At 56.9% G+C, this 13,874-nt stretch carries 15 protein-coding genes and 2 pseudogenes; 12 read left to right on the forward strand and 5 right to left on the reverse strand.

The genetic code is table 11. The features are described from left to right. Positions 1-145: 145 nt before the first annotated feature. Positions 146-262: pseudogene (locus FMN63_RS29965) on the forward strand (IS630 family transposase); the annotation flags it as partial. 15 nt (positions 263-277) lie between these two features. Here the strand turns inward: FMN63_RS29965 and FMN63_RS28555 are convergent. Then, positions 278-2,167, reverse strand: a complete 1,890-nt coding sequence (locus FMN63_RS28555) for a potassium transporter Kup (protein ID WP_205514393.1) — start codon at positions 2,165-2,167, stop codon at positions 278-280. Positions 2,168-2,636: 469 nt separating this feature from the next. On the opposite strand from FMN63_RS28555, the gene FMN63_RS28560 reads away from it, so the two are divergent. Continuing rightward, positions 2,637-3,380, forward strand: a complete 744-nt coding sequence (locus tag FMN63_RS28560; protein WP_148587564.1) for an imm11 family protein — start codon at positions 2,637-2,639, stop codon at positions 3,378-3,380. 190 nt (positions 3,381-3,570) lie between these two features. Here FMN63_RS28560 and FMN63_RS28565 read toward each other — a convergent pair. The 3 genes and pseudogenes from FMN63_RS28565 to FMN63_RS28575 form a co-directional block, all read right to left on the reverse strand. After that, positions 3,571-3,981, reverse strand: a pseudogene (locus FMN63_RS28565) (IS5 family transposase); the annotation flags it as partial. Beyond that, on the reverse strand, positions 3,963-4,352 hold the full coding sequence (locus tag FMN63_RS28570) for a transposase (RefSeq protein WP_148587566.1): 390 nt from the start codon (positions 4,350-4,352) through the stop codon (positions 3,963-3,965). The pseudogene FMN63_RS28565 and the gene FMN63_RS28570, both read right to left, overlap by 19 nt. A gap of 139 nt (positions 4,353-4,491) precedes the next feature. Continuing rightward, positions 4,492-4,746: a hypothetical protein gene (locus tag FMN63_RS28575; RefSeq protein WP_148587567.1), complete on the reverse strand. Its 255-nt coding sequence runs from the start codon at positions 4,744-4,746 to the stop codon at positions 4,492-4,494. 128 nt (positions 4,747-4,874) lie between these two features. Between FMN63_RS28575 and FMN63_RS28580 the strand changes: the two genes are divergently transcribed. From FMN63_RS28580 to FMN63_RS28610, 7 genes are all read left to right on the forward strand, one after another. Then, positions 4,875-6,485, forward strand: coding sequence for a cytochrome ubiquinol oxidase subunit I (locus FMN63_RS28580; protein WP_148587568.1), 1,611 nt, complete (start codon positions 4,875-4,877; stop codon positions 6,483-6,485). Between the two features lie 5 nt (positions 6,486-6,490). Beyond that, positions 6,491-7,654, forward strand: coding sequence for a cytochrome d ubiquinol oxidase subunit II (cydB, locus tag FMN63_RS28585; RefSeq protein ID WP_148587569.1), 1,164 nt, complete (start codon positions 6,491-6,493; stop codon positions 7,652-7,654). Positions 7,655-7,670: 16 nt separating this feature from the next. Beyond that, the gene (gene cydX, locus FMN63_RS28590) at positions 7,671-7,808 is read left to right on the forward strand and encodes a cytochrome bd-I oxidase subunit CydX (RefSeq protein WP_148587570.1); all 138 of its coding nucleotides are present in this window, start codon (positions 7,671-7,673) and stop codon (positions 7,806-7,808) included. Between the two features lie 217 nt (positions 7,809-8,025). After that, positions 8,026-8,574, forward strand: coding sequence for a YeeE/YedE thiosulfate transporter family protein (locus FMN63_RS28595; RefSeq protein WP_148587571.1), 549 nt, complete (start codon positions 8,026-8,028; stop codon positions 8,572-8,574). 3 nt (positions 8,575-8,577) lie between these two features. Continuing rightward, the gene (locus FMN63_RS28600) at positions 8,578-9,165 is read left to right on the forward strand and encodes a DUF6691 family protein (RefSeq protein WP_148587572.1); all 588 of its coding nucleotides are present in this window, start codon (positions 8,578-8,580) and stop codon (positions 9,163-9,165) included. Between the two features lie 194 nt (positions 9,166-9,359). Beyond that, the gene (locus FMN63_RS28605; RefSeq protein ID WP_148587573.1) at positions 9,360-10,325 is read left to right on the forward strand and encodes an SLAC1 anion channel family protein; all 966 of its coding nucleotides are present in this window, start codon (positions 9,360-9,362) and stop codon (positions 10,323-10,325) included. 17 nt (positions 10,326-10,342) lie between these two features. After that, on the forward strand, positions 10,343-10,786 hold the full coding sequence (locus FMN63_RS28610; RefSeq protein ID WP_209001428.1) for a DsrE family protein: 444 nt from the start codon (positions 10,343-10,345) through the stop codon (positions 10,784-10,786). Between the two features lie 27 nt (positions 10,787-10,813). Here FMN63_RS28610 and FMN63_RS28615 read toward each other — a convergent pair whose 3' ends face one another. Continuing rightward, positions 10,814-11,728, reverse strand: a complete 915-nt coding sequence (locus FMN63_RS28615; RefSeq protein WP_148587574.1) for a hydrogen peroxide-inducible genes activator — start codon at positions 11,726-11,728, stop codon at positions 10,814-10,816. Between the two features lie 101 nt (positions 11,729-11,829). On the opposite strand from FMN63_RS28615, the gene FMN63_RS28620 reads away from it, so the two are divergent. From FMN63_RS28620 to FMN63_RS28630, 3 genes are all read left to right on the forward strand, one after another. Beyond that, positions 11,830-12,492 carry a peroxiredoxin gene (locus tag FMN63_RS28620; RefSeq protein ID WP_148587575.1) on the forward strand — a complete coding sequence of 221 codons (663 nt, stop codon included), beginning with the start codon at positions 11,830-11,832 and terminating at the stop codon, positions 12,490-12,492. An 85-nt stretch (positions 12,493-12,577) separates the two neighbouring features. Beyond that, entirely contained in the window at positions 12,578-13,249 is a 672-nt protein-coding gene (locus tag FMN63_RS28625; RefSeq protein ID WP_148587576.1) for a Crp/Fnr family transcriptional regulator, read from the forward strand. Positions 13,250-13,269: 20 nt separating this feature from the next. Beyond that, positions 13,270-13,560 carry a YgaP family membrane protein gene (locus FMN63_RS28630; protein ID WP_286192792.1) on the forward strand — a complete coding sequence of 97 codons (291 nt, stop codon included), beginning with the start codon at positions 13,270-13,272 and terminating at the stop codon, positions 13,558-13,560. Positions 13,561-13,874 lie beyond the last annotated feature (314 nt).

Raw genomic sequence — 13,874 nt, forward strand, 5'->3', positions numbered from 1 at the left:
CGGCCGAAGTTCAAGAGCTATGCCGAACTCAACGCATCGCTGTCCAGATCAACGATCAACGGTGAGGTCAGATGATCGTACATGACTTTTGCGAATTCTTTTCGAGCTACAAGCAGTGTCGATCACTGCAACATGCCCGGATCGTCTTGCCGCGCATCGCTGGCGCAGCTTCAAGCTGTCGTACGATCCGGTCTTCGCCGAGAAACTCCCAGGTATCGTGGGTCTCTATGTCGATCCGCCGACCGATGCGGTGGTGTTGGCATGCTGCAGCTTCAGGCTAAACAATGATCTGTCTCCCGATGGAGATCACCCGGTCAGGCGGCAGGTTAAATTTATCAATCGATTGAGCCGAGTTGCGCCAAAGGAATGCGAACATCGTGCTTCGAACCCGCTCGAAGAATGGTGTCTCGCGTGCCGAGAGGATTGTGTCATGCCCGACATAGAAAATGGCTTCATCCAAAGAGATGTCTAGCCCGAGCGTCTCGCTTAACCTCATCGCGATGGGTAAGTTCGGGTTCTGCATAAACCCATAGTGAAATGTGATGTGATAAAACCCGGACGCAAGCTCCACGATTTCGGCGCGCTCCGCACTTGGTACCCGTGGCACGTCTTCGACCAGAACGGTCATGAACACGACCCGTTCATGCAACGCCGGAGCGTATTCAAGATCCTTCAGGAGAACCGCGGGGACATAGTCGCCCGGTGGCGTCAGATAGACAGCAGTACCGGGAATACGGGCCGGTGGATTGGCAGCAATCCGCTCGAAGAAGTCCGTGAGCGGTTCCCTGTCCCGAGTGTTCAGGTCACGCACTCGCCCCATGCCGAAGCGCCATGTTGCCATGATTGCGAAGACCAGAAAAGCAACGACGATCGGGTACCACCCGCCTTCTAGGAACTTGAACAGATTGGCGCCCAGAAACGCCATATCGATGACGAGGAACGCAGCAGCGAGCACCCCAGCAAGCAGCGGGTTCCAGTTAAAGCGCCGGGCAACGAAGTAGGCAAGACAGGTGGTAATCACCATGTCCATCGAAACGGCCAGACCATAGGCAGCAGCCAGATTGTCCGATGTCCGGAAGGCCAGCACCAGGCCGACCGTCGCGACCATCAGCACCCAATTTACCACCGGAATATAAATCTGACCGATCTGTTCGCGGTCGGTCTGAAGTATGCGCAATGATGGCATTTGACCGAGACGTATGGCTTGGCGGGTCAACGAGAAGACCCCGGAAATAACTGCCTGCGACGCGATAATGGTGGCAACGGTCGAAAGAGCTACAAGCGGGTAATGTGCCCAATCCGGGCTGAGCCCGTAGAACGGATGTGCGACGAAGCCGGGCTCGTGGAGAACGATCGCTCCCTGACCGAAATAATTCAACAAAAGGCAGGGGAGCGCGACGACAAACCAAGCCAACCGAATTGGGGTACGTCCGAAATGACCCATGTCTGCATAGAGCGCCTCCGCGCCTGTGACCGCGAGGAAGACCGTGCCAAGGATTATGATCCCCATGACACCATTGCCGAATAGAAAACTGATGCCATGGAGGGGGTTCAGCGCTATGAGCACACCGGGATAGTGCAGGATACCGCGTATTCCGATCAGGCCAAGAACGAGGAACCAGATCAACATAACAGGTCCAAAGAGTGCCCCGATCCGGCTCGTGCCCTTGTACTGAAATGCAAAGAGCACCAGGAGAATGCTGACTGTGACCGGAATGACGAAATGATCGAAACGCGTTGTCTCAACTGTCAAGCCTTCGACAGCACTGAGAACCGAGATCGCAGGCGTGATCGTGCCGTCCCCGAAAAGGAGTGCGGCACCGAAGAGGCCCATGATCATCAGAACATTTCGTTGAGTACCGGGTGCCGCAACCCAGGGGTTGAGTAAGGCGACGAGTGCGATGATCCCGCCTTCACCGTTGTTGTCCGCTTTGAGTACAAACCAAAGATACTTGATCGAAACGACAAGGATCAGCGCCCAAACGATCAGGGAAAGAACGCCAAGGACATTGGCTGGCGTGGCCGTTACGAATTCACTTCCGTTGAAGGCCTGCTTGAAAGCATAGAGAGGACTGGTTCCAATGTCGCCATATACGATACCGAGTGCAGCAAGAGATAGCTTGGATGCGGACTTGCGGGATTCTGTTTCAGGTAAATTCGAGGTCAAAATTTAGCTTTCCGGTTTGTCAAATGGACCTGTCACGATTTGATCTTCATTGGCAGCGCCTTTATCGACCTTATCTGCAAAGCAGATCCAGCGCGAACGATCGTACCCCGAATGGGCCGAGAAAAAGTCGGTTTCGGCCGATGGACTATCTTGCCGGCGGAAGGCTCCTTGAGACTTCTGCCGGCGCTAGATGGTCCCGGCAGAAATTGTGTTTGGCTCGGAGGAGGCCGCACAGCGGCCGGAAGAAAGCGTGGTCCGCAGGGCGAGACCAGAACAGATAGGAGCCGTGCTTGGCTCTCGTTCGCTTTCTCGTCCAAAATCGCTCTGAGTTCTGCGTACAATTCGTCTGTTTCTAGGCCGTGTGGACGGATTTGATCAAGATGAAGGCCGCGGCAATTGAGACGAAGCTTCTGCAAACCGAAACAGCGCTGGTCTCGCTCGCAATTTCACGCTGTTTGCTCGGCGTAAGTTGCTGCTCGGCTTGGCAATTTTATCGGCGCGTGTTTGTGTTCAGAGCATTGGCAGCAACGCGCAGACCCAAGGTTTGCCGGATCACATGAGTAAATTGGGCATGGAAGAAAATTCAGTTGTCTACAGTCTCGGAGTAGGGGTACAGCCCGAAAACTACATGTACACCAACTATTTTGAGGCAATCGACGGGGATCCTGAGAAAATAAGAGTAGTCGATGACACACCAGATGAAGGAGCCTGGATCTCGCCGATTGGGCTTACCGCTGGCAGGCACGTGTTACCTCAATTCGTACCAACCAAGCTTCGCAGGGGCGGGCCTGGGATCAAACGTCAACCGCTGCTCGATGTGAACCGCTGGGAAGGAGGTGCGCCGCTTGTTCCGCAAGTGTTCAAGGACATTCTTGAAGAGCTTGAGCCAGACGTTCACCAGTTCTTCCCAATGGAGTACTTCGAGAACGAGACCAAAATCGGAGAAGGCTATCTGTTTATCACTGGCAACCGTCTGGACACACTGCATGACACGCTATGCGAGCCTGGCCGTGATGACCAAGGTTTCTTGATCCGGGCGAAGAAGCCTGAAATCACAAAAATTGTGTTTTCGCTTTCGAAAATCAATGGTCACCACGCTTGGAACGAAATGTTTATTCGCCGTCCTGGCCTCAGGGTGTCGCAAGTTTTTGGCGATGCGTTGCGAGCCAAGAACCTGAGTGGCGTCAATTATCATAGCTATCGGGCTGTTTGATTTTTTAGGGGCTGATTATGGTGGAGTTCAGTGATCTTACCCGTCCGGACTTGGGCGCGTTGCTGGGGTTTGCATCCGTATACGGATCGGAGCTCCAAGGCGCTCATGTGAACGGCAAAACCAAACTTGTGCCTTCGCTCGGACGAATCTTCGATTTTAAGAGCAGCGATGTGCCTGAAGGAGCGAAGCATTAGGCCGTGTAGACGGATTTGATCAAGATGAAGGCCGCGGCGATTGCGACGATGGCGCGGAAGTTTCTGGCGGTTTTCTCGCATCGCAGGGCGACGCGTTTAAAGCGTTTGAGCTTGCCCATCATTTGTTCGATGCGTGCGCGGCCGCGGTAGAGCGCTTTGGCGAAGTGCCTGGGAATGTCGCGCCGGTTTGATTTGTAAGGGATGACCGGGACAGCCCCGGCCTTTCGCGCAGCCTCTCGATTGGCATTGCTGTCATAGCCCTTGTCGGCAACGATGGCCCGATGTTTGATGTCGGGGCCGGTTTCCATGAGATCCGTAAACTGCTTGCTGTCAGAGGCTTCGCCACCGGTCAGTTCAAAGCCAAGCGGCAGGTCGCTCCGATCCGTTTTCAGATGGATCTTGGTGCCGAACCCGCCGCGCGAACGCCCGAGCGCTTGACCTTCCTGCCCCCTTTGGCGCCTGCCGCGGAAACATGGGCGCGAATAACGGTGCTATCGAACATGGCAATCAGGTGTGCCCCTTCATCAAACCCGGCCAGAATGGAAAAATAGTCCTCGAACACACCCGTCTTGCCAAGACGGTCGAACCGTTTCCAGACGCTGTTCCAGTTGCCGAACCGCTCGGGCAAAGCGCGCCAGGAGATGTTGTGAAGCGTGAAATAGTGCAGAGCCTCGAGAAACAGACGGTCATTCTTTGCCTTCGCGCCGACCCGTGGCAAGCAAGCCCGGAAAACCTCCAGTGCCAGTTCGAAATCCCGTGCTGTCATCTTGGTACACATCGCCGACCTCCAAATCACGTCGGCAACCTATGAATCACTTTGAAATCAAATCAGGAATGAACAACCTAGTATCTGGGTTGGAATCGTAGGTCAGCTCTGCAATTTTCTCAGACGTTTTTGAGCGTCTTCTCTGATATTTTCAAAGGTGTAATCTTGGCAGCTCCCGAGCAGCTTTGATGTCATCGTAAATGGCACAGAGATATTTTGACCTTTTGCGCTGATCATTCACGTGTTTCGCGTCATCGAGCCTTTGGGCTGTTTGTTGAACACGCTCTTGTTCTTCTTGTTGTTTTTCCGCCAACCGCTCTTGTTCTGCCTCTTTCTTTTTGTCTGCGATGATTTTCTGTTGGGTGTCGTGCAGGCGCTCAGGTGCTGTCCCCTTATTCCTCAACATCCGATGCGCGGGAGTTTGGTGATTTGGTCACCAAACTCCCGCGCATCGGGTGATAGGGATCCTCAAATGTGTCCTGTGCTGGTTGATTTTCCGAAAAGCACAGGTCCGCAAACTGAGGAGCACACGACATGGAGCTCGATATTGTCGAGCTGTCACGCCTGCAATTCGCGATGACGGCGTTGTACCACTTCCTCTTCGTGCCGCTGACACTGGGGCTGTCGATCCTGGTCGCGATCATGGAGACCGTTTATGTAATGACCGGCCGGCCGATCTGGCGGCAGATGACGAAATTCTGGGGAACGTTGTTTGGTATCAACTTCGTTCTGGGCGTCGCAACCGGCATTACCATGGAATTCCAGTTTGGTATGAACTGGAGCTACTATAGCCACTATGTTGGAGACATTTTCGGAGCACCACTCGCAATCGAGGGGCTCATGGCCTTTTTCCTGGAAGCAACCTTCGTCGGGCTGTTCTTCTTCGGTTGGGACAAGCTCTCCAGGGTCGGGCATCTGACGGTCACCTGGCTGGTCGCGATCGGCTCCAACTTCTCAGCGCTGTGGATCCTCATTGCCAATGGCTGGATGCAGAACCCGGTTGGCGCGCAGTTCAATCCGGACACGATGCGCATGGAGATGACTTCGTTTTTCGAAGTGGTCTTCAACGAGGTTGCCCAGGCAAAATTCGTCCACACCGTCTCGGCTGGCTACGTCACCGCCTCTGTCTTCGTGCTCGGCGTATCCGCCTGGTACCTGCTCAAGGGCAGACACATGCCGATGGCGCGCCGATCGATCACCGTTGCGGCCTCCTTCGGCCTGGCATCGGCTCTTTCCGTCGTCGTGCTGGGGGACGAATCCGGTTATTCGGCCAGTCACACACAGCGCATGAAGCTCGCCGCAATGGAAGGCATGTGGGAGACCCATGAGGCTCCGGCCCCCTTCAATCTGATCGGGCTACCCGACCAGGAAGCGCGTGAAACACATTATGCCATTGAGATCCCCTGGGTCATGGGGCTCATCGGCACCCGTTCACTCACGGAAACAATTCCCGGTATAAATGACCTGGTCGCCGAAGCCGAGAAGCGGATCGAAAGCGGAATTGCCGCCTATGACGCGCTCATGACCATTCGCGAGCAAAGGTCGGAAACAGCACCGCAAGTGCGCGATACCTTCGAGGAAAACTCCGGCAACCTGGGATTTGCGTTCCTTCTGCTTCGCTATATGGACGACCCGAGGGACGCTACGCCCGCGGATATTGCCCGGGCAGCCGAAGACACCATTCCCGGCGTTGCGCCGCTGTTCTGGTCCTTCCGCGTCATGGTCGGTCTCGGGTTCGCCTTTATCGGGGTGATGATCTACTTCTTCTGGCGTTCCTCTTTCTGCCAGCAAAGCTATCCCCGATGGGCACTCCGGCTCGCCGTGGCGATCATTCCGGCGCCCTGGATTGCAGCAGAACTCGGTTGGTTTGTTGCCGAGTTTGGCCGTCAGCCCTGGACAGTGGACGGCATTCTGCCTACGGCCCTCTCCGTAAGCCACCTGAGCATTCAGGACGTATTGCTCACCCTCACCGGGTTTGTGACCTTCTACACGATCCTCTTCGTGGTCGAGATGAGCCTGATGCTGAAATACATCCGCAAGGGCCCCTATCAGGACGTCGAGGAAACGGAAATCTGGAACGCCCGCCACGAACACCGCTTGCGTACCCATGACGGCCAGGTGCCGTTTGCAACCCCTGCGGAGTGATAGCCATGATCCTCTTTGAACTTCTGCCGTACGACACTCTTCGCCTTATCTGGTGGCTGCTTTTGGGTGTCCTGCTGATTGGTTTCGCCCTTACGGACGGCTTCGACATGGGCGTGGGAGCGCTGCTTCCCTTTGTCGGTAGAACGGATGTTGAACGGCGCATCGTTATCAACACCGTCGGTCCCGTCTGGGAAGGAAACCAGGTCTGGTTCATTCTCGGCGGTGGCGCGATTTTTGCCGCATGGCCACCGCTTTATGCGGTCAGCTTTTCCGGATTCTATCTGGCCATGTTCGCAGTTCTAGCGGCGCTCATCTTGCGCCCCGTAGCATTCAAGTACCGGTCCAAACGTGAAAGCATCATCTGGCGAAGTAGCTGGGACTGGGCTTTGTTTGTTGGCGGTGCAGTGCCGGCCCTGATCTTCGGGGTCGCAGTTGGAAACGTCCTTCAAGGCGTGCCGTTCGAACTGACGCCGGACCTATTCTCTCGCTACGAGGGCAGTTACTACGGCAAGTTTCTGGGCCTCCTCAACCCCTTTGCATTGCTCACGGGCGTTGTATCCATTGCCATGTTGACGACCCACGGTGCAGCCTGGCTGTCGCTGAAGGCGGAGGGCGTGGTCGCTGAGCGCGCGCGAAGCATCGGTGTGGTAACGGGATTGATGACGATTATCGGTTTCGCGGTGTCGGGGCTATGGTTGTTCTTGGTGATCGAAGGGTATGCCCTCACAAGTGACATCGTGACGGACGGGCCGTCGAACCCGCTCTACTCCGAAGTTCAGCGAACCTCTACATGGCTGTCCGCCTATGTGGCCAGACCATGGATCATCATTGCTCCCGTGCTCGGTTTCGCAGGCATGACGATGGCTGTGCTCGGCCTGCGCAAGGGCCGCGAAGTCTCTACTCTGCTGTGGTCCAAACTCGGCATTTTTGGAGCAATCTCGACCGTAGGTCTAACAATGTTTCCGTTTATCTTGCCTTCATCTCTCCACCCGAACTCTTCGCTGACGGTCTGGGACAGTTCATCCTCTCACCAGACGCTTTTCATCATGCTGGTGGTCACGGTGATCTTCATGCCGTTGATCCTGGCCTACACCGCTTGGGTCTACAAAGTGCTCTGGGGCAAGGTCACCGAAGCGGACGTTACCGGAAACTCGGACACTGTCTACTGAGATAAGGAGCAAAACCATGTGGTATTTCGCCTGGCTTCTGGGTCTGCCGCTCGCCGCGATATTTGCCGTGATGAACGCGATGTGGCTCGAACTGCAGCGGGATCGTGTCCTCGCCGACGAACACGAGGAACGCCCACCTGCCGTTCACGGATAAAGGTGATGAGGCCGGCCATGGAGGCCGGCCTTTTCACGCTGCCCAGCGCCACCGGCCTTCAGTGTGAAAGGAAGAGCCGGAATAAAGGAAACTCCTGTCCGTTGGTGACCAAGTCACCGAGTGATGCAGGCACGACATGCTAGGAAATCGGGAACTGCCGGTGAAAGGCGAAATGTTTCGCATGGTCTGCCGGCCCGATACCAAAGGAGATGTCGAAATGACCTGGGACTGGAGACTAGGTGGCGTCCTGCTCGGTGCGGTCTTCTTTGCCGCGGTGCTTCTCGTGAAGCCCATCGGTGTCAGCACGCAGTTCGTGATCCTTGATGCAATCGTTACGGATGTTGTTACGCCCGATTTCATCACCAAGACCGCAGACGGTTACACATCGACGAATGCCTACATGGCCAAGTCGAACGGCAAATATGCCGGTAATGCCGCAAACCCGTTGAATTACAGTTTCGTTTTTGTGCTGGCCATGGCGGCGGGCGCCTTCGTCTCAACGCTGCTCAAGGGCGGCATCGGACAGCAGGAACGCCGTCTGCCTGCTGTCTGGCGGGCCAACTTTGGCGAAACACCGTGGAAGCACTACGCGGTGGCCTTTGCCGGAGGCTTTGTCGTGCTTTACGGCGCGCGTCTTGCCGGTGGCTGCACCTCCGGACACATGATGAGCGGCATGATGCAGACGTCCCTGTCCGGTTACATCTTCGCCCTCGGCGCCTTTCTCGCAGCCGTTCCTACAGCCCTCTTCATGTACAGGGAGGATTGACCGATGACCCTCGTGCTCGCCTTTGCGATCGGCGCCGCATTCGGCTTCGTCCTGGACCGGATCGGGGCCACCAACCCCAATGTCATCATCGGCATGCTGACATTACGGCGCCTGAACCTGATGAAAACCATCCTTCTGGCCATCGGAACCGGTTCGATCCTGATGTTCGGTGGCCAGATGCTCGGGCTTGTGGACGTCGGCCACATGTCGGTCAAGGCGGCCTATGCAGGCGTCTTTATCGGCGGACTGCTGCTCGGTGTCGGCTGGGCGGCTGCCGGCTACTGTCCGGGCACGGCCATCGGCGCCGCTGCTGCCGGTCGAAGAGGTGCATTGATCTTCGTCGTCGGCGGTCTGTTCGGAGCCGCCGCATACATGGCGACCTATCCAATGTGGAAGGCCTCCGGACTGCTTGATGACATCGCAGGCGGCAAGGTCACGCTAGGCTCCGTACCCGGCTCTGCCTATGAGAGCATCTGGACCGTTCAGGGCGATCTTCTGGGCATTGCACTGGGGGCAGTTTTCGTTGCTGTCGCTTTTGCCCTGCCGCAGCGCCTGACGGGAGATGCGACAGGCAAGCTTCCGGCCGAATAACACGGGAGCCAAAAGGCCAACCCGAACTCATCAAACTAAAGGGCGATCATCATGTTGAACGGCAAGATCGCGCTGGACGAAGAATGTCACAAGGGATAGCGCGACCTGATCGAACGACCTGGCAAGAAAATCCACAACGCCAATACGGTCAGTTTCGGCGAAGACCATTCCGAATAACCGCAGGATTGAAAACCATGACCGTTGATACCGGACAGGCGGCACTGCCGTCACGACTGGAACATTTTCCGATCAGCATCTTCGGCGTCACGATGGGGCTATTCGGTCTGGCTCTGGCGTTGCACGCCTGCGGCGTTGCCGGGGCTTCCTCGGCCGTTGGCTGGACCGCTTTTGCTGTTTTGGTGTTGCTTGCCGCGATATATCTGCTCAAGGCGCTGCGCCATCCGGAATCCGTTGCCGCGGAGTGGCACCATCCGGTAAGGCTCGCCTTTTTTCCGGCGACCGCAATCTCGCTGTTGCTTTTTGCGACTTTCCTGCGTGAACAGAACCCTGCAGCAGCTAATATCGTCTGGATTATCGGAGCGTCGGCACAGGCAGTCTTCACGCTTGTCGTGGTGACGGCCTGGATCTCCCATCGCTCCTTCGGCCCAGGTCAGCTCTCTCCGGCCTGGTTCATACCGGCGGTGGGCAACGTTGTTGTTCCGCTCGCCGGTGTCCCGTTGGGCCATATCGAGGCGAGCTGGTACTTCTTCTCGGTCGGCATCGTTTTCTGGATCGTATTGCTGACACTTGTCTTCAACCGGCTCATCTTTCACGATCCGCTTCCCGGCAAGCTTCGTCCGACACTGGTGATCCTGATCGCTCCGCCTGCGGTCGCCTTTCTCGCCTGGATTCAACTGTCGAACGGCGCCGTGGATGCACCGGCCCGGCTGCTGCTGAACATCGGTTACTTCTTTACCGCGCTTGTTGCGATCCAGGTCCCTGCGCTGTTGCGGCTTCCGTTTGCACTGCCGTTCTGGGCCCTGTCATTCCCACTGGCCGCCATGACCACAGCCAGCTTCCGCTTTGCTGCACTTGATGGCTCCGCGCCACACCGCGTGATCGGCTGGACCTTGCTGGCGCTTCTCATTCTCACCATCGCAGCGCTGACTGTCCGAACTATCCGCGCTGTCGTGGCACGGGAGATCTGCCAACCTGAATGACCCTGAAAGGAAGTCCCATGAAGTTCCTGACCCGTGCTCTCTCAGCCGCGGTAATCTGCGCCGCAACCGTAACCACCGTCACAGCGCAGGAAGCGAAGAAACTCGTGACCGTGGTGACCTCGGCCGAACCTCAGACCCAGTTGATGGCAATGGTGCTGACGATGCAGGCGGCGCAAAAGGGTGCCGAAACGCACATCCTGCTCTGCGGACCGGCGGGAGATATCGCATTGCGCGACGCTCCGGAGAGCGCAACCTCCGGCCAGCCTCCGCGTGATATGAGCCCCCAGGGGCTTATGCAGACTATCCGTCAGAAAACCGGGGCCTCGGTCGAGGTTTGCGCGATTTACCTGCCAGGACGCGGTGAAGACACGTCGGTCCTGCTTGAAGGTATCGGGGTGGCAAAGCCCGACGAGATTGCGGCACGACTATTGGCTGACGGTACGCGCGTGCTCAGCTTTTGAAGCAGGTTTGACCGGAGGCGCCGGCCGTCACCTTGAAGCGGCCTCTTGCAGATGGTCCCTGGCGTCGCGCAGGTGAGCACCTATCCGGCCATATAGATCACCCTGTGCTGAGGACTTGCGCCACGCCAGAGCCACCCGGCGTGGACACGCGTCGGGCAGTTCAGACAGGCTCAGAGCGTGCCCCTTTGTAACGCCGGCATCCAGGGCGAGCTGCGGTAGGAGGGTGATGCCAAGTCCTTCCTCCACCATTGCGACAAGCGTTGGCAGGCTTGTGGCGGCAAAACTCTCGTCTTCATTGAGCTGAACATCCGGGAAGCTGGACAGCGCGTGGCGCTGAAGGCAATGCCCACGTTCGAGAAGAAGCAGCTGCCGTCCGGACAAGTCCTCCCCTGCGAGCGATTTCCGGTTCGCCAGGGGATGACTCAACGGGACGGCAAGACGATAGCCGTCGGCAAAAAGCTCCTCGGAGGCAATCTGAGACGGCAACTCATATGGCAGGGCGATCAGTATGAGGTCGAGCCGTCCGTCAACCAGTCCGGCGATGAGCGCGTCAGTCAATTCCTCACGCAGATAAAGCTTCATATCCGGATATGCCGCGCGGAGCAGCGGCATGGCTCTCGGCATGAGAAACGGGCCAATGGTCGGGATCGCGCCCAGCCGAAGCTGCGTGGTCCCTGCCTCAACCTCGCGGTCGGCACGGTCTTCGAAGTCCTTCACGCGGGCGAGCACATCTCGTGCACGATCCGCAAGATCTTCGCCGACCGGGGTCATCATGACCGAATGCTTGGTCCGTTCCGCCACCTGCACACCCAGCCTGTCTTCAAGTTCTTTCAGGCCGTTCGAAAGCGTGGATTGCGTGACATGACACAGTTCAGCCGCGCGGGAGAAATTTCTCGTTTCCGCAAGGGCCGTGAGAAACCGAAGCTGTCTGAGAGTGGTCATCTTCTGATCGTTTTTTTGAATTACAAAACGCGATTAAATCAATTTCCAATATAACGAGCAAGTTCATACTTTTGGTAGGCAACCACTCAAGGAGCCTATCGATGACTGCTGAAACCCCTGCCTCAAACGATTCTAATGTCGGCCTGCCACGCCTGAACGAGCCGGCTCCCGACTTCTGCGCACTGACCACACACGGAACGAAATCCCTCTCGGACTACCGTGGCAAATGGCTGATCCTTTTCTCGCACCCGGCCGACTTCACCCCGGTGTGCACGACTGAATTCACCGCCTTCGCTCGCCGGGCTGAAGACTTCGCGAGGCTCGATACGGAGCTACTTGGCCTTTCCATCGACAGTCATTACGCTCACATCGCATGGGTTCGCTCGATCAAAGAGACCTTCGACGTCACCATTCCGTTCCCGATCATTGCCGATCTGGATATGAAGGTGGCACAGGCATTCGGCATGATCCAGCCCGGCGCATCCGACACCCAAGCGGTTCGGGCGACCTTCATAATCGATCCAGAAGGCATTCTGCGGGCAATGGTCTATTACCCCATGACCAACGGCCGCTCCGTCGATGAATTCTTCCGCCTGGTCCAGGCGCTTCAGACTTCGGACGCGCACAAGGTGGCGACGCCCGAGAACTGGAGGCCGGGCGAGGATGTTATCGTGCCGACACCCCAGACGACAGATGCGGCAGATGCGCGAATGAACGAAGGCTACCAGACCAAGGACTGGTATTTTTCGACGCGCGCAATCTGACGACCCGCGTGCAAAACTGGTATTCGAGTCGCACGGCGGTAGCACCGCCGTGCAAACTGACTTTATTGGAATCGGAGCACGCTTCATGAATCACCTGGCAGACAACTGGATTGACCGGTTTCAGGGGCTCAGGGGGCTTCCCGCAGACATTCGAGCGGACCTGAAAAGCGGAAGCAGGATCGTCTCGGTTCCTGCCGGCACCCGGGTCTTCGAACCCGGCCAGTCCGCAGACAATCTCCTCTTGCTGCTGGAAGGTACGGTGCGTGTCCAGCACCACTCGGCAACCGGACGTGACGTGCTGCTTTACCGGGTTCATGCCGGCGAAAGCTGCGTGCTGACCACCGCCTGCATGCTGGCATTCGAGAACTATTCCGCCGAGGGCATTGCAGAAACAGCGGTGACTGCGGCAGCAATCCCGCGAAAGGTCTTCGACGAGCTCGTAGCACATTCGTCCATATTCAGGGAGTTTGTTTTCACAGCATATTCCCGCCGGATCACCGACCTTTTCACCCTGATCGACGACATCGTGTTTCAACGTATGGATGTTCGTCTCGCGTCCCGCCTCCTGGAGCTTGCCAATGCCGAAGGCTACGTCCATGCGACCCATGCGGTCCTCGCTTCTGAGCTGGGAACGGCACGCGAGGTGATCTCGCGAACGCTCTCGGAGTTTCATCGCCGCGGCTGGATCGAACAGTTGCGAGGCGAAATACGCCTGCTGGGACGGGAGGGACTGGAACAACTTGTCCGCTCTGTGTGAACCGGGCACAGAAGAAGGGCTTGGTCGGTGACCAAGTCACACAATACCGGCTGCTGGGCATGCGATTGTTTGCTTCCTCGCATTCCATCAAGGAGCAGAACATGAAAAGAAATATGGGAACCATTGATCGCGGCATTCGCGTGTTTGTCGCAATCATTCTCTTGGGCATTAGCTTTGGATCTGCGTTCGCCTCAAGCGGCGTCTTGCATTGGGTGTTGATCGCCGTTGCTCTTGTTTTCCTTCTCACAGCCGCAGTTGGAAATTGCCCTCTCTACAGCCTCATCGGCATCAGGACCTGCAGAGCAAGCTGAGTCATCAGGACAGCCGTTTACCTCATCAGGCCCAGTCCAACGAGTTTTATGGGGGTGTCGCAAGTTTCGTCAGCAAGCGGACCTCTCACGTTTTGGGAGCGGCTTTCGGGCTTCGTTCCGGCATCGCAAACTATTGAATTCACTCATGCCGACGGGGTCACTCGGTGAAGCCGTCGGCATTCTTCGCCCTGAAATTTTCCCGGGTGTATGCAACACCGCCATTGGTCAACGACAACACATTGGACCGACAGTTGATGTGGTTACCCCAACCGGATCTGGGTAGCGGGCATCCCCTACGTCAGGATACTGGAAGG

This window comes from Stappia sp. BW2, from assembly GCF_008107695.1.
In the GTDB taxonomy this organism is placed as follows: Bacteria; Pseudomonadota; Alphaproteobacteria; order Rhizobiales; family Stappiaceae; genus Roseibium.

Coding starts and splice junctions, on each gene's coding strand:
- FMN63_RS28620 (WP_148587575.1), top strand. CDS start 11,830: ATGACTGCTGAAACCCCTGCCTCAAACGATTCTAATGTCGGCCTGCCA.
- FMN63_RS28615 (WP_148587574.1), bottom strand. CDS start 11,728: ATGACCACTCTCAGACAGCTTCGGTTTCTCACGGCCCTTGCGGAAACG.
- FMN63_RS28570 (WP_148587566.1), bottom strand. CDS start 4,352: ATGTGTACCAAGATGACAGCACGGGATTTCGAACTGGCACTGGAGGTT.
- FMN63_RS28610 (WP_209001428.1), top strand. CDS start 10,343: ATGAAGTTCCTGACCCGTGCTCTCTCAGCCGCGGTAATCTGCGCCGCA.
- FMN63_RS28600 (WP_148587572.1), top strand. CDS start 8,578: ATGACCCTCGTGCTCGCCTTTGCGATCGGCGCCGCATTCGGCTTCGTC.
- cydX (WP_148587570.1), top strand. CDS start 7,671: ATGTGGTATTTCGCCTGGCTTCTGGGTCTGCCGCTCGCCGCGATATTT.
- FMN63_RS28595 (WP_148587571.1), top strand. CDS start 8,026: ATGACCTGGGACTGGAGACTAGGTGGCGTCCTGCTCGGTGCGGTCTTC.
- FMN63_RS28605 (WP_148587573.1), top strand. CDS start 9,360: ATGACCGTTGATACCGGACAGGCGGCACTGCCGTCACGACTGGAACAT.
- FMN63_RS28580 (WP_148587568.1), top strand. CDS start 4,875: ATGGAGCTCGATATTGTCGAGCTGTCACGCCTGCAATTCGCGATGACG.
- FMN63_RS28575 (WP_148587567.1), bottom strand. CDS start 4,746: ATGTTGAGGAATAAGGGGACAGCACCTGAGCGCCTGCACGACACCCAA.
- cydB (WP_148587569.1), top strand. CDS start 6,491: ATGATCCTCTTTGAACTTCTGCCGTACGACACTCTTCGCCTTATCTGG.
- FMN63_RS28625 (WP_148587576.1), top strand. CDS start 12,578: ATGAATCACCTGGCAGACAACTGGATTGACCGGTTTCAGGGGCTCAGG.